At 33.4% G+C, this 13,516-nt stretch carries 15 protein-coding genes; 14 read left to right on the top strand and 1 reads right to left on the bottom strand.

Annotated elements, in window-relative coordinates; all coding sequences use genetic code 11:
- Positions 1–4 precede the first annotated feature (4 nt).
- Positions 5–610 (top strand): DUF4254 domain-containing protein, encoded by a 606-nt coding sequence (locus AAC024_RS07300; RefSeq protein ID WP_339894629.1) that lies wholly within the window; start codon positions 5–7, stop codon positions 608–610.
- A gap of 79 nt (positions 611–689) precedes the next feature.
- The gene (locus tag AAC024_RS07295; protein WP_339894628.1) at positions 690–1,709 is read left to right on the top strand and encodes a glycosyltransferase family 9 protein; all 1,020 of its coding nucleotides are present in this window, start codon (positions 690–692) and stop codon (positions 1,707–1,709) included.
- Positions 1,710–1,770: 61 nt separating this feature from the next.
- On the opposite strand, the gene AAC024_RS07290 is transcribed toward AAC024_RS07295, so the two are convergent.
- Positions 1,771–2,826, bottom strand: coding sequence for a ferredoxin--NADP reductase (locus tag AAC024_RS07290; RefSeq protein ID WP_339894627.1), 1,056 nt, complete (start codon positions 2,824–2,826; stop codon positions 1,771–1,773).
- 116 nt (positions 2,827–2,942) lie between these two features.
- Here AAC024_RS07290 and AAC024_RS07285 point away from each other — a divergent pair, with 116 nt between their 5' ends.
- The 12 genes from AAC024_RS07285 to atpA form a co-directional block, all read left to right on the top strand.
- Complete coding sequence (locus AAC024_RS07285) at positions 2,943–3,281, top strand: PadR family transcriptional regulator (RefSeq protein WP_339894626.1); 339 nt, start codon at positions 2,943–2,945, stop codon at positions 3,279–3,281.
- Positions 3,282–3,366: 85 nt separating this feature from the next.
- Positions 3,367–4,845 carry a DUF5687 family protein gene (locus AAC024_RS07280; protein WP_339894625.1) on the top strand — a complete coding sequence of 493 codons (1,479 nt, stop codon included), beginning with the start codon at positions 3,367–3,369 and terminating at the stop codon, positions 4,843–4,845.
- An 11-nt stretch (positions 4,846–4,856) separates the two neighbouring features.
- Positions 4,857–5,567: an ABC transporter ATP-binding protein gene (locus AAC024_RS07275; protein ID WP_339894624.1), complete on the top strand. Its 711-nt coding sequence runs from the start codon at positions 4,857–4,859 to the stop codon at positions 5,565–5,567.
- A gap of 527 nt (positions 5,568–6,094) precedes the next feature.
- Positions 6,095–8,650: a hypothetical protein gene (locus AAC024_RS07270; RefSeq protein ID WP_339894623.1), complete on the top strand. Its 2,556-nt coding sequence runs from the start codon at positions 6,095–6,097 to the stop codon at positions 8,648–8,650.
- A 12-nt stretch (positions 8,651–8,662) separates the two neighbouring features.
- Entirely contained in the window at positions 8,663–9,094 is a 432-nt protein-coding gene (locus AAC024_RS07265) for a polymer-forming cytoskeletal protein (RefSeq protein WP_339894622.1), read from the top strand.
- Entirely contained in the window at positions 9,039–9,293 is a 255-nt protein-coding gene (locus tag AAC024_RS07260; protein ID WP_339894621.1) for an AtpZ/AtpI family protein, read from the top strand. The genes AAC024_RS07265 and AAC024_RS07260 overlap by 56 nt, the downstream gene beginning before the upstream one ends.
- Entirely contained in the window at positions 9,294–9,692 is a 399-nt protein-coding gene (locus AAC024_RS07255; protein WP_339894620.1) for a hypothetical protein, read from the top strand. It begins immediately after the preceding gene.
- 127 nt (positions 9,693–9,819) lie between these two features.
- Positions 9,820–10,908: a F0F1 ATP synthase subunit A gene (gene atpB / locus AAC024_RS07250; protein ID WP_339752738.1), complete on the top strand. Its 1,089-nt coding sequence runs from the start codon at positions 9,820–9,822 to the stop codon at positions 10,906–10,908.
- A gap of 19 nt (positions 10,909–10,927) precedes the next feature.
- A complete protein-coding gene (atpE, locus tag AAC024_RS07245) occupies positions 10,928–11,137 on the top strand; it encodes an ATP synthase F0 subunit C (protein ID WP_339752741.1) in 210 nt (69 codons plus the stop codon).
- Between the two features lie 77 nt (positions 11,138–11,214).
- A complete protein-coding gene (locus AAC024_RS07240; RefSeq protein ID WP_339894619.1) occupies positions 11,215–11,709 on the top strand; it encodes a F0F1 ATP synthase subunit B in 495 nt (164 codons plus the stop codon).
- Between the two features lie 57 nt (positions 11,710–11,766).
- A complete protein-coding gene (gene atpH, locus AAC024_RS07235) occupies positions 11,767–12,303 on the top strand; it encodes an ATP synthase F1 subunit delta (protein ID WP_339894618.1) in 537 nt (178 codons plus the stop codon).
- 63 nt (positions 12,304–12,366) lie between these two features.
- On the top strand, positions 12,367–13,516 hold a 1,150-nt coding region (atpA, locus tag AAC024_RS07230), incomplete at its 3' end, for a F0F1 ATP synthase subunit alpha (RefSeq protein ID WP_339894617.1).

The raw sequence follows: 13,516 nt of genomic DNA, 5'->3' as shown, positions 1-13,516 counted from the left end.
AAATATGTTTACAAATAAAGCCAATAAAATTTTCCAAGAAGTTATTGAAAAATACCACGTTATTAACACTGTAGATCAGCCTTTTGAAAACGCTTATCCAGAAAGCGATTTGCTAGAACATTTATTATACAGAAAAAGCTGGATAGATACTGTTCAATGGCATTATGAAGATATTATTCGTGACCCACAAATTGATCCAGTTGCTGCATTAACATTGAAACGTCAAATAGATGCTTCTAACCAAGACAGAACTGATATGGTGGAGTACATTGATAGTTATTTTCTAGAAAAATATAAGAATGCTTCTGTAAAAACTGATGCCACTATTAATACTGAAAGTCCGGCTTGGGGCGTAGATAGATTGTCTATTTTGGCTTTAAAAGTGTATCATATGAATGAGGAAGCTACTCGTAATGACGCTTCCGCGGAACATAAGGCAGCTTGCCAGACGAAATTAGATATTTTATTAGAACAACGTGTTGACTTATCAACTGCAATTGATACACTTTTAAGTGATATTGAAAAAGGGGATAAGTATATGAAGGTGTACAAGCAGATGAAGATGTATAATGATGATGAGCTGAATCCTGTACTTCGTTCTCAGAAATAATAATATGTCATTCTGATCGAAGTGAAGAATCTCACTTTAAAGATGTTTCGACTGCGCTCAACATGACATAATAACTTTTATGTCTAAAAAAACTAAACATATTTTGGTAATTCGTCTCTCAGCCATGGGAGATGTCGCTATGACAGTCCCCGTTTTACGTGCACTTACTCATCAACATTCTGAACTTAGAATAACTGTTTTAACTCGAGCTTTTTTTAAACCATTTTTCAGAAATTTAGAAAATGTTGAAGTTTTTCCTGTAGATGTTAAAGGTGAGCATAAAGGTATTTTTGGTTTATATAAATTGGCGAGAGAACTCAATAAAAAAAAGTTTTATGTAGTTGCCGACTTGCACAATGTTCTTAGGAGTAACATCCTAAAAAAGTTCATTAGTTGCAAACGTTTAGTTACGATTGATAAAGGGCGAAAAGAAAAAAGTCTATTGACTTCAGGTAAAGTATTTAAACAACTCAAAACTACGCATCAGAGATATGCTGATGTATTTGAGAAATTAGGTTACAAAGTTGATTTGGCTACCCCTAGTTTCCCAAAACCAGTAGATTTGAATAGAAAACTTCAAACACTTATAGGGGATGATTCAAAAAGAATGATTGGAATCGCTCCTTTTGCAACTCATGAAGGGAAAATATATCCTTTAAACTTAATGAAGCATGTTATTGAAAACCTATCCAAAGATTACAAAGTTTTTTTATTTGGAGGTGGTGAAAATGAGTCAGAAATTCTCAATAAATTTGAAGATAGCTTTGACAACACAATCAATCTAGCAGGAAAAGTCACCCTTGATGAAGAAATGGATGTGATTTCAAATCTTGATGTAATGCTCTCTATGGATTCTGGAAACGCACATATTGCAGCAATGCTTGGTGTTAAAGTAATTACTATTTGGGGCGTTACACATCCGTTTGCTGGTTTTACACCTTTTAATCAGCCCGAAAATCATGCTTTAATGGCTGAAAGAAAAAGGTTTCCACGAATACCAACTTCGATCTATGGAAATAAATATCCAGAAAATTATAAGGAAGCTTCGGGTAGCATAACACCTGAGACTGTTCTTGAAAAAATCAAATCTATAATCTAACAGCGAAGCGGTCTGAGGTTAATTTCTCCTCTTCGGGGAGATGCCCAAAGAGCAGAGGGGATTAAACATCATCATAATCAATAGTGATTGTAGGCGTCGTTGGATGCGCTTGACACGTTAAGATTAAACCTTCAGCAACTTCGCTTTCGGTTAAAATATTATTTTGCCTCATCGTAGCTTCGCCTTCAGTAACTCGAGCTAAACAGCTGCTACAAATACCGCCTTGGCAAGAATAAGGGGCGTCTAAATCCTCATCTAATGCGGCTTCAAGAATGGTTTGCTTTTGAGACATTTCAAAAGTTGTGGTCTCATCATCTACCGTAATTGAAATTTGTGTACTACCACTAGTAACAACATCTTCTTTAACTTCTGCGGGTTTAGCAGCTTTAAAAAGTTCAAAATGAATACGATTTTCATCAATATCATGTTCAGTTAGAACATCTTTAACGGTGTGAATCATAGCTTCAGGACCGCATAGGTAAAAGGCATCAACATCAACATGTTTGTGCTTGTTTTTCATCACATAATTAACAGTGCTTTTTTCTATTCTTCCAAAAATAGAATCGTCTTCATCTTGTTGACTAAAAACGAATTGAATTGAAAATCGATCTTTATACGCATGTTGAAGTTCCAAAAGTTCATTTAGAAACATGGTGTCTTCAGTGGTTTTATTACCATAAACCAATATAACTTTGCTATATACCTCTTCTTCTAAGGCACATTTAACAATACTTAAAATAGGAGTAATGCCACTACCTGCAGCAAAAAGCGCTATATTTTTAGTTTTAGAATCGTTTGGCTCAAATATAAATCGCCCTTTAGGTGGTGCAACTTCAATAGTATCGCCAACTTTCAATGTGTTATTTGCATAAGCGGAAAACGTGCCATCATTTACTTCTTTTACCGCAATCTTTAACTCACCACTTTTAGGAGAAACACAAAGGGAGTAATCACGACGTACTTCATTGCCATCTATAGCAGTTTTTAAAGTAATATACTGTCCTGCTTTAAAGGCAAAAAGATCTTTTAAATTTTCAGGAAGATTAAAAGATATACTAATGGCTTTATCGGTTTCTCTTTTTATGTTTTTTACTGAAAGTTTATGAAATGATGACATATATAATAGTTTTCGGCTAAAATAGTGAAGCCTATAAAAAATAGCACATTTTTTCTATAAAAAATAATACATAGTAATTTTATGCATAAGAATTTTATGTATATATTTGAACCACTATGGAACCTTCAAATTTATATAAAGGCAGCTTAACAACCATTATTTTAAAGCTCTTAAACGAGAATGATAAAATGTATGGATATGAAATAACTCAAAAGGTAAAAGAAATCACAAAAAATGAGCTTCAATTAACAGAAGGTGCTTTATATCCAGCATTGCATAAATTAGAAGCTCAAGGTTTATTGGGTGTTGAAGTTGTTAAAGTTGGTAACAGGGTTCGTAAGTACTACCAATTAACGGAAGCCGGAACAAAAGAAACTGTTGAAAAACTTGCAGAATTAGAAAGTTATATTAGAAACATGCGTGCTTTGGTAAATCCTAAATTCCGCGATGAATAATATGGAACCAATAAATATGATTTAAAAAGTGTAACATTTTAAAACTAAATAACACTTACTTTTAAGAAAACTAAAACCATCAAATATGATAAAACGTTTTTTAAGTTTAGAATGGAAGGCTTTTTTTAGGTCTGCCAGTTTTGGAAAAAGTTTAGGCATTAAAATCTTCATGGGGTTTTTAAGCTTGTATTTTATCGCCATGTTTTTAGGTATGGGGTTATTATTATTCCCTGGTCTTAAGAAGGTTTATCCAGATCAAGATCCCTTATTAATTGTGAATAGTTTTCTTTTTTATTGGATTTTAACCGATTTAGTTTTTCGTTTTTTCTTCCAAAAACTTCCTGTAATGAGTGTAATGCCATTATTAACACTACCAATAAACAGAGGGACAGTGGTAAATTACGTTCTCGGTAAATCAGCGTTGTCATTTTTCAACTTTTTACCACTATTTGCCATTATTCCGTTTGGAATTACCTTACTATTTAAAGATTATCCAGTGGCAAATGTTTTGGTATGGATGCTTGCGTTAATTTTGGTTGTACTCATTATAAACTTTTTAAATTTCATCATTGAAAGTTTTTCTGCAGAAAAAGAATTATCCTTTCTACCAGTAATTTTAATTGTAGGGGGTTTATACGCACTTAATCATTTTAATATAATTGCTTTTAATAAAATAATTGGAAGCGGTTTCAATGCTATTTATAACTATCCTTTTTTAATCATAGTGCCTTTAGGGCTTCTCGTTTTGTGTTATGTGTTCAATTTTAAACTGTTGAGACAAAAGCTGTTTTTAGATAGTGGGTTAAAAACCAAAATTAAAGAAGTAAATGCATCAAATTTGGAATGGACTAAAAACTTTGGAGACATCGCTCCGTTTATGCAGCTCGATTTAAAATTAATTTGGCGTAACAAACGTACAAAATCTTCAGTTTGGATGTTAGCCATTGGTCTATTGTATGGTTTATTTTTCTATCCGCAGCCTATGTATCAAAATATGCCTTGGTTTTTTGTTTTTATTGGTGTGTTTTCAACAGGTATCTTTCTAATTAACTTTGGGCAGTTTATTCCTGCTTGGGATAGTGGTTATTACAAACTGTTAATGAGTCAAAACATAAAATATGAGCAATATTTAAAGTCAAAATTCACTTTAATGGCTGTAAGTGTAATGATTTTGTTTGTTTTAGGTATTCCTTATGTATTCTTTGGATGGAAAATACTATTGGCACATTTTGCAGCAGCTATTTACAATATTGGAGTTAATACCCATGTTATTTTACTTGGAGGGTCTTTCAACAGAAAAAAAATAGATTTAAGTCAAAAAGCAGCATTTAACTACCAAGGTACAGGCGCAGTACAATGGCTAATTGGGATTCCTTTATTGCTTTTGCCAATGGGATTATTTGCAGGATTCTATTTTTTGATTGGCTTTGAAATAGCATGTTTAGTTTTAGTCATTCTTGGAGTGATAGGCATCGTGTTACATCAGAAATTAATGAAATCAATAACTCAGAAATATTTAGATTCAAAATATAAAATGATTGATGCTTTCGATCAAAATAACTAATAGATTATATCATGATAACAACTTCTAATTTATCAAAAAAATACAGCGGAAACCAAGTTTTGAATATTGAATCTTTAGAGATTCCTAAAGGTCAAAGCTTCGGTTTAGTAGGCAATAACGGTGCTGGAAAAACAACCTATTTCAGCTTACTTTTAGATTTAATTCAACCTACAACTGGCTATATAAAGAATAATGATGTGCAGGTAAATAAAAGTGAAGACTGGAAACCATTTACTTCTGCATTTATAGACGAAAGCTTTTTAATTGGCTACTTAACGCCCGAAGAGTATTTTTACTTTATTGGGGAATTACGTGGACAAAATAAAGCAGACGTTAACGCACTTGTGTCAAAGTTTGAAGACTTTTTCCATGGTGAAATAATTGGGCAAAAGAAGTACTTGCGCGATTTAAGTAAAGGCAACCAAAAGAAAGCTGGTATTGTAGCAGCGCTAATTGGAAACCCAGAAGTTATTGTTTTAGATGAACCTTTTGCAAACCTAGATCCAACAACTCAAATCCGACTTAAAAATATTATTAAAGAATTAGCTGAAAAACAAGGTGTTACAGTATTAATTTCAAGTCATGATTTAACGCATGTTACCGATGTTTGCGAGCGCATAGTGGTTTTAGAAAAAGGCGAAGTGGTAAAAGACTTAGCTACAAGCGCAGCTACTTTAAAAGAACTTGAGGCGCATTTTTCTGGTTCAGAAACGGTTTTGTAATATTTTATTTTGGGCGCATCCCTTTAGGGTAGGGCTTTCGGCAGTCGCTTTTTTGTGTTGCATAGGTGCAACAACACAAAAAGAGCTTCAACAAATGCCTCAATCCCTTGCGCACCTAACCGCCAGCATTGTTTCTTTAACGCAGATAAAACTCTAACTTGAGATATTTTAACTCTCAAATCTAGTTAGTTTCTCTCTGCGAATCTCTGTGAAAAGTCTGTGCATCTCAGCGAAATTCCTTTTAAACCCAGTGTAAACTTTGCGTCTTAGCGTCTTTGCGAGACCATTTTCTCTATCCGTTTTTTAGGTAAATACAAAAAGATGCTTATTTTTACCATTCTATATAATAATATCAAGCATTTATAGTTATTATTTAGACTAAAACACCAGCATTGAAATGAGCACAAATAAATTTATTTTTTTGTTTAATTTCATAAAAAATATAATTTTTTGTGACAAAGCGAAACGGTTGATTTACGCAGGAAATTTTTATTTTATTCCATTTAGAAATAAAAATTTTTAAGTAAATGAAAACACCTTCTAAAACCATACTACTAGTTGTATTCTTAACTTTTCTTGCAATAAGTTGTTCTAGGAAAAAGGATAAATTTATAAATAGAAATTTTCATGCGGTTACTGCAGAATTCAATGCGCTTTATAATGGTTACAATGCTTTAGAGCAAGGTAAAAGCAATCTTAATGATGCGTATTTTGATAACTATTGGGAAGTTTTACCCATAGAACGCATGCAAATTTTTGAAGATATAGTACTTCCTGGTCAATCTAAAAACGAAAATTTTACTAGAGCTGAAGAGAAGGCTGCAAAAGCGATTCAAAAGCACAATATGAATATTGATGGAAAGGAGAATAATCCGCAAATGGATGAAGCTTACTTGCTTTTAGGTAAAGCTAGATATTTCGATCAGCGTTTTGTGCCCGCATTAGAAGCACTTAACTATATTCTTTATAAATACCCAGCAAGCGATAAGATTAATCAAGCTAAGGTGTGGCGAGAAAAAGCAAATATTAGGCTAGATAATAACGAATTAGCGATAGAAAATCTAAAACGACTTTTAAAACAAGAAGATCTAGAAGGTCAAGATTTAGCTGATGCAACGTCTATACTTGCGCAAGCTTATTTAAACACTAAATCTGTTGACACTGCAATTACACAGTTAGAAATCGCATCAAATGCCACAAAAAACAATGATGAGCGCGGGCGTTACCGTTTTATTCAGGGCCAATTGTATAATGTACTAGGTTATAAAGACAGTGCCAATATCGTTTTTGATAAAGTGATTGAGCTTAACAGAAAAACACCTAGAATCTATATGATTTCTGCCTATTTGGAAAAAGTTAAAAACTTCGACTTTGACAATGGAAATAAGCTGGAAGTTACGGAGTTGCTTGCTGAACTTGAAGAAAATAGAGAAAACCGCCCATATTTAGATAAAATTTATCACCAAATAGGGGCGTACCATTTACAAAATGGTTCAGACTCGTTGGCTGTAGCATATTACAATAAATCTTTGCGAACGAATACGCGAGATAAGCTCTTAAAGGCTAAGAATTATGAAACTTTAGGCGACATGAATTTTGATGCTTCTGTTTACGCCGATGCGGGAGAGTATTATGATAGCACCATGAGTAATTTGGTGCTTAACTCGAAACCTTATCGCGTTATAAAACGTAAACGTGATAACTTAAAAGACGTTATATTTTATGAGTCTATTGCCAAAGTAAATGATAGTGTTTTAAGATTGGTGAATTTACCAGAAGCGGAAAAGTTGGCTTATTTTGAATCTTTTGTTGAAGACTTAAAAGCTGAAGCCGAAAAAGAAATAGAAAAGCAAGAAGCTGCTGAACGTAATACTGGTTTGGCAACCGTTAACACTTTTGGTGCGCAACCAAATAGAGTTGGAGATCAAACCCAATCCACTGTATTTTATTTTTACAATCCAACGACTGTAGCTTACGGAAAAAACGAATTTGTAAAAAAATGGGGTGATAGGTCTTTAGAAGATAACTGGAGGTGGTCTAGCAAAGACATTTCAAGTGGAGCAAATAATAATACTACAATTGATATTGTTGCCTCTGCTTCAGATGAAGAACGTTTCGACCCTCAATTTTATATATCTAAAATTCCTTCCGAAGAAAAAGAAATAGACAGCATTTCTAAAGAACGTAATTATGCTTATTACCAATTAGGATTGATATACAAGGAGAAATTTAAGGAATACCAATTGTCAAAAAGTAAATTTCAAAATTTATTAAATAGTAATCCTGAGGAAAGATTAATATTGCCTTCAAAATACAACTTGTATAAAATTTATGAATTGTTAGGCGAAAACGATGAAGCCTCAATTGCCAAGAATGATATTATCAGTGAATATCCAGAATCTAGATATGCAACCATATTAAATAATCCGGAATTAGTTACGGAAAGAGACGAGAACAGTCCTGAAAGTTTATATGAAGCCTTGTATATTCAGCATGAAAATCAAGAATATGTTGATGTAGTCTCAAAAAGTGAGGAGTACATAAAAACGTTTGATGGCGAATCGATGGTGCCAAAGTTTGAACTATTAAAAGCTACAGCTACAGGTCGATTATATGGTTATGAAGCTTACCAAAAAGCGGTTAATTATTTAGCAATTACCTATGCAAATACGCCTGAAGGTAAGCAGGCACAAAATATTGAAGCTAATATTTTACCTAAATTAGCACTTAAAGAATTTGTTGTAGATACAGATAGTATTTCTGATAATTATAAAGTTATATTTCAATTTAAAGACCCACAACCAGAGGCTATTTCAAGTTTCAAAGAAACCTTAGATACCGTTTTGGAAAATGTAAGGTATTATAAATTGAATGCCTCAATAGATGTTTATAATCCGAATACAAAATTTGTAGTGGTTCATGGGTTAAAAACATCGCAAGTAGCAAAAACCTTTAATCAATTATTAAATGAAAAGGATCAAAAGAAAATAAAAGTCCCTTATTTTGTAGCATCATCTACAAATTATCAAATCATTCAAATCCATAAAAATTTGGATGCTTATTTGAATATCGATAATAATTAAACTTAACACATTATGTTCTCTGAAAACAAAAAAGAAAAACAAATGACAGAAGGTACATCAAGCCAAAACATTATTGCCCAAGGCACTAAAATGGTTGGCGATTTTAACAGCGAAGGCGATTTTAGAATTGACGGAACTATTGAAGGAAATATTAAAACCTCAGGAAAAGTGGTTGTTGGTAAAGCAGGCTTAGTTAAAGGCACTTTACACGGAACTGATGCTTATTTTGAAGGTAAATTTTCTGGAAAACTAGCTTTGTCAGGAACATTAACTTTAAAATCATCTGCACATATTGAAGGCGAAGTAGTAGTTGGTAAATTAGCCGTTGAACCAGGAGCCACATTTAATGTAACGTGTGTTATGAAGGGCACCGTAAAAGAAATGAATAATGGCGGACAACCACAACAACAACAAAGAAAACCAGAAACCGGGAAAACAGCTTAATACTTACGCGCGTCTTTCTGGTATTGCCTTCCAAATGATTGCTATTATTGCAGTAGGCACTTTTATTGGTGTTAAGCTAGATGAAAAGTTTCCTAATAAGCTCGATTTATTCACATTAATTTTGACTTTAAGTTCTGTAATTATTTCTATTGTATATGTAATTAGACGTATTATTGCAACTTCAAATGAAGATCAATAAATGAATAATATTTTTAAAAAGAGAGAGTCTAACTTTCTCATTCAACTCATTGCTTTAAGTGTTCTGTTATTTAGTATTCATAGCTATCTAAGCTTTCATTTTGCTAAAGAAGTGATTTTGTTTTTTCCGTTGTGGCACATCTATGGGTTTCATGTAATTACTGTTATTCTAATTTATACACTAATTAACTACCGAGAGTCTGTTGGTAAAACAGAAGTATTCAATGCCTTTATATTAGGAATGCTTTTAAAAATGGTATTAATTATAGTATTCTTGTTGCCGTGGATCTTATCTAAACCAGAACAAAAAGGTTACGATCTTACTAACTTTTTTGTTCCTTATTTTATTTTTCTTGCTTTTGAAGTGTACTCTGTGACCAGAATTCTTCAAAAAAAGTAACAATTTTATCATCACACTATATTTAAAAACATACTACTAAATAATCATTAAATTATTATTTGTCATTTCATTTTATGTGTGTACATTTGCACCGAATTTAAAGCAAGGTATTTTAAAGCCGCAAATAATGACATTAAACACCATTAAACGTACAGTATTTACCGTTCTGTTTTTATCAGTATTTAGCTTGGGTTTTGCCAAGGACGCTAAAGAGGGCGGAGATGATAAGAAATTTGATCCTAAAGAGATGATTTTACATCACGTTAAGGATGCTTACGGAATGCATTTATTTGATTGGGATGGTCACGTTGTTTCAATCCCACTGCCTATTATAGCATATACAGGTAATGGTTTCACAACGTTTTCCTCTTCAGAATTTCAACATGATTATAGTGGTGAAGTCATCGTAGAGAAAGACGGCCTACGTTTTGTTAATGTACATGAAAAAATGTACATATTAGATGAAGGCGCAACGGCTGTAACTTATGATGCCGAGCATCATCCAACAAATGCACACAGGCCAACTTTAGATTTGTCTATTACAAGAAACGTCTTTATGATGTGGGTTTCTATTGCGGTATTGCTTTTAATATTTTTATCCGCTGCACGTCGATACAAGAAGTCAGAGAATTTTGTGCCATCTGGTATCGCAAGCTTTGTAGAGCCTTTAGTTATTTTTGTACGTGATGAAATTGGCATTCCAATGATTGGTGAGCACAAGTATAAAAGATATATGCCATATTTACTGACTATCTTTTTCTTTATATGGGTCAATAATATTTTTGGGTTGATTCCATTTTTAAATGAAGCAAACGTGAGTGGTAATATTGCGTTCACATTTACACTTGCCACTATTACTTTTATCATAACCACTTTTAGTGGTAACAAAAACTACTGGAAACACATCTTTTGGATGCCAGGAGTGCCTGTACCAATGAAAATATTTTTAATGCCAATTGAGATTATAGGTATGTTTGTAAAACCACTATCATTAATGATACGTTTGTTTGCTAATATTACTGCGGGTCACGTAATCATATTAGCATTAATGTCATTAATATTTGTATTTAAGTCTTATGCAATTGCACCAGTATCTGTAGCATTCTCATTGTTTATTACAGTCATTGAAATTATTGTTACAGCAATACAAGCATATATATTTACAATATTGTCGGCCCTTTATTTTGGCATGGCAACAGAAGAAGAACATCATTAATTAATTTAAATTTTATATTATGACTATTACTGGAATTGCAGCTCTTGGAGCTGGTTTAGCAGCCATTGGAGCTGGTATTGGTATTGGTAAGATTGGTGGATCTGCTATGGAAGCTATGGCGCGTCAACCTGAAATGCACGGAAAAATTCAATCGTCTGCATTAATTTTAGCAGCCTTCGTAGAGGCAGTAGCACTATTTGGTGTTGTTGTTGCTTTCTTACAAGGGTAAAAAACCTAAAAACACTGAAGTAACGGTTGGTTATTTCAGTGCTTTTTAAAATTTAAGTTATTTAAAACAGAAACAAAATGGATTTAATTACACCTGGTTTAGGATTGGTATTTTGGACGCTAGTAACGTTCTTGTTCTTATTATTAATCTTAAGAAAGTTTGCTTGGAAACCTATTTTAGGAGCGGTTGAAGAAAGAGAAGATGGAATTAAAAATGCATTAGCATCTGCAGAAGAAGCTCGTAAAGAGATGGAAAACCTTCATGCAGATAATGAGCGTATTTTAAAAGAAGCACGCGCAGAACGTGAAACCATGTTGAAAGAAGCACGTGATATAAAAAACAAAATGATTACTACTGCCAAAGATGAAGCACAAGCACAAGCTAGCAAAATTATTGAGCAAGCACAGGCAGCTATTGAAAGTGAAAAGAAAGCAGCTATGGCTGAACTTAAAAATCACGTAGCAAGCTTATCTTTAGAGATTGCTGAAAAAGTAGTACGTACTGAATTATCTAACAAAGACAAACAATTACAATTGGTTGAAACTATGTTAGGTGAAAAATCATTAAACTAATCCCCTCTTAATCTCCCCAAAAGGGAGAAAAAAGGAAAAAATTTATACCATTAAAAAATGGCAGGAGCAAGAGCAGCAATACGTTATGCAAAAGCATTATTAAGTTTAGCATCAGATCAAAATTTAGCTGAGGTTGTAAATAATGATTTGAAGCTAATCGCTAATACTTTAGCAGAAAGTAAAGATTTAAGCGAAGCACTTCAAAGTCCTGTAATCCCTTCTTCAATAAAAAAGGCGACCTTATTAGAAGTTTTTAAAAATTCTGATGAAATAACCAATAGCTTAATAAATACTTTAATTACTAATAGCCGAATTGATATTTTAGGCCATGTGGCTTCAAAATACAATCAGTTATTTGATGAGTCTAAAGGTATTGAGGTAGCAACTGTTACAACAGCAGTAGTTTTAACAGCAGATTTAAAGAAAAAAGTTTTAGCAAAAGCTAAAGCACTTACAGGAAAAGATGTTGAAGTAGAAAATAATATTGATGAAAGCATTTTAGGTGGTTTCATTTTAAGAATAGGAGATGTGCAGTACAACGCTAGTGTTGCAAATCAATTAAATAAACTAAAACGAGAATTTACATTAAATTAAAAAAGACTTTTCTTCTATGACGTTTCTAACGTCTAGAGTCTAGAGTCTAAATACTTAAAAGAGATGGCAGAAGTAAAACCAGCTGAAATATCAGCAATCTTAAAACAACAACTTTCTGGTTTTGAGGCTAGCGCTTCATTGGATGAAGTAGGAACTGTATTAACTGTAGGTGATGGTATTGTTCGTGCTTACGGATTAGCTAATGCGCAATATGGCGAGTTAGTAGAATTCGAAGGCGGATTAGAAGGAATCGTACTTAACCTTGAAGAAGATAACGTTGGTATCGTATTGTTAGGCCCTTCTGTAGGTGTTAGAGAAGGATCTATTGTAAAACGTACGGAACGTATTGCTTCTATTAATGTTGGTGAAGGTATTGTTGGTCGTGTTGTGGACACTTTAGGTAACCCCATCGACGGTAAAGGACCAATTGCTGGTAAAACTTATGAAATGCCTTTGGAACGTAAAGCACCAGGAGTTATTTTCCGTGAGCCAGTAACTGAGCCATTACAAACGGGTATCAAATCTATCGATGCTATGATTCCTATAGGTCGTGGTCAACGTGAGTTGGTAATTGGTGACCGTCAAACTGGTAAAACGGCCGTTTGTATTGATACCATTATAAATCAAAAAGAATTTTACGATGCAGGTGAGCCTGTATTCTGTATATATGTTGCTATAGGTCAAAAGGCTTCAACAGTAGCTTTAATTGCTAAAAATTTAGAAGAAAAAGGCGCTTTAGCTTACACCACAATAGTAGCTGCAAATGCATCAGACCCTGCACCAATGCAGGTATACGCACCGTTTGCAGGAGCGGCTATTGGGGAGTATTTTAGAGACACTGGTCGTCCAGCTTTAATTATCTATGACGATTTATCTAAGCAAGCAGTTGCTTATCGTGAGGTATCTTTATTATTACGTCGTCCACCAGGACGTGAAGCATATCCTGGAGATGTTTTCTATCTTCACTCTAGATTATTAGAGCGTTCTGCAAAAGTTATCAATGATGATGATATTGCTAAAGACATGAACGACTTACCAGATTCATTAAAACCATTAGTGAAAGGTGGCGGGTCTTTAACAGCGTTACCGATTATTGAAACACAAGCAGGAGACGTTTCTGCATATATTCCAACAAATGTAATCTCTATTACAGATGGGCAAATTTTCTTAGATGGAGATTTATTTAACTCTGGTGTTCGTCCAGCAATTAATG

It is taken from the genome of uncultured Algibacter sp. (assembly GCF_963976535.1).
Lineage (GTDB): Bacteria > Bacteroidota > Bacteroidia > Flavobacteriales > Flavobacteriaceae > Algibacter_B.
The sequence above is the reverse complement of the archived record's forward strand: the minus strand, read 5'-3'. Positions and strand labels throughout refer to the sequence as shown.

Bases quoted from the DNA above. Each gene is read 5' to 3' on its own strand.
- atpH (WP_339894618.1), top strand. From the start codon at position 11,767: ATGGCAGGAGCAAGAGCAGCAATACGTTATGCAAAAGCATTATTAAGT.
- AAC024_RS07275 (WP_339894624.1), top strand. From the start codon at position 4,857: ATGATAACAACTTCTAATTTATCAAAAAAATACAGCGGAAACCAAGTT.
- AAC024_RS07265 (WP_339894622.1), top strand. From the start codon at position 8,663: ATGTTCTCTGAAAACAAAAAAGAAAAACAAATGACAGAAGGTACATCA.
- AAC024_RS07285 (WP_339894626.1), top strand. From the start codon at position 2,943: ATGGAACCTTCAAATTTATATAAAGGCAGCTTAACAACCATTATTTTA.
- AAC024_RS07240 (WP_339894619.1), top strand. From the start codon at position 11,215: ATGGATTTAATTACACCTGGTTTAGGATTGGTATTTTGGACGCTAGTA.
- atpB (WP_339752738.1), top strand. From the start codon at position 9,820: ATGACATTAAACACCATTAAACGTACAGTATTTACCGTTCTGTTTTTA.
- AAC024_RS07295 (WP_339894628.1), top strand. From the start codon at position 690: ATGTCTAAAAAAACTAAACATATTTTGGTAATTCGTCTCTCAGCCATG.
- AAC024_RS07255 (WP_339894620.1), top strand. From the start codon at position 9,294: ATGAATAATATTTTTAAAAAGAGAGAGTCTAACTTTCTCATTCAACTC.
- AAC024_RS07290 (WP_339894627.1), bottom strand. From the start codon at position 2,826: ATGTCATCATTTCATAAACTTTCAGTAAAAAACATAAAAAGAGAAACC.
- AAC024_RS07300 (WP_339894629.1), top strand. From the start codon at position 5: ATGTTTACAAATAAAGCCAATAAAATTTTCCAAGAAGTTATTGAAAAA.
- AAC024_RS07270 (WP_339894623.1), top strand. From the start codon at position 6,095: ATGAAAACACCTTCTAAAACCATACTACTAGTTGTATTCTTAACTTTT.
- AAC024_RS07280 (WP_339894625.1), top strand. From the start codon at position 3,367: ATGATAAAACGTTTTTTAAGTTTAGAATGGAAGGCTTTTTTTAGGTCT.
- AAC024_RS07260 (WP_339894621.1), top strand. From the start codon at position 9,039: ATGGCGGACAACCACAACAACAACAAAGAAAACCAGAAACCGGGAAAA.
- atpE (WP_339752741.1), top strand. From the start codon at position 10,928: ATGACTATTACTGGAATTGCAGCTCTTGGAGCTGGTTTAGCAGCCATT.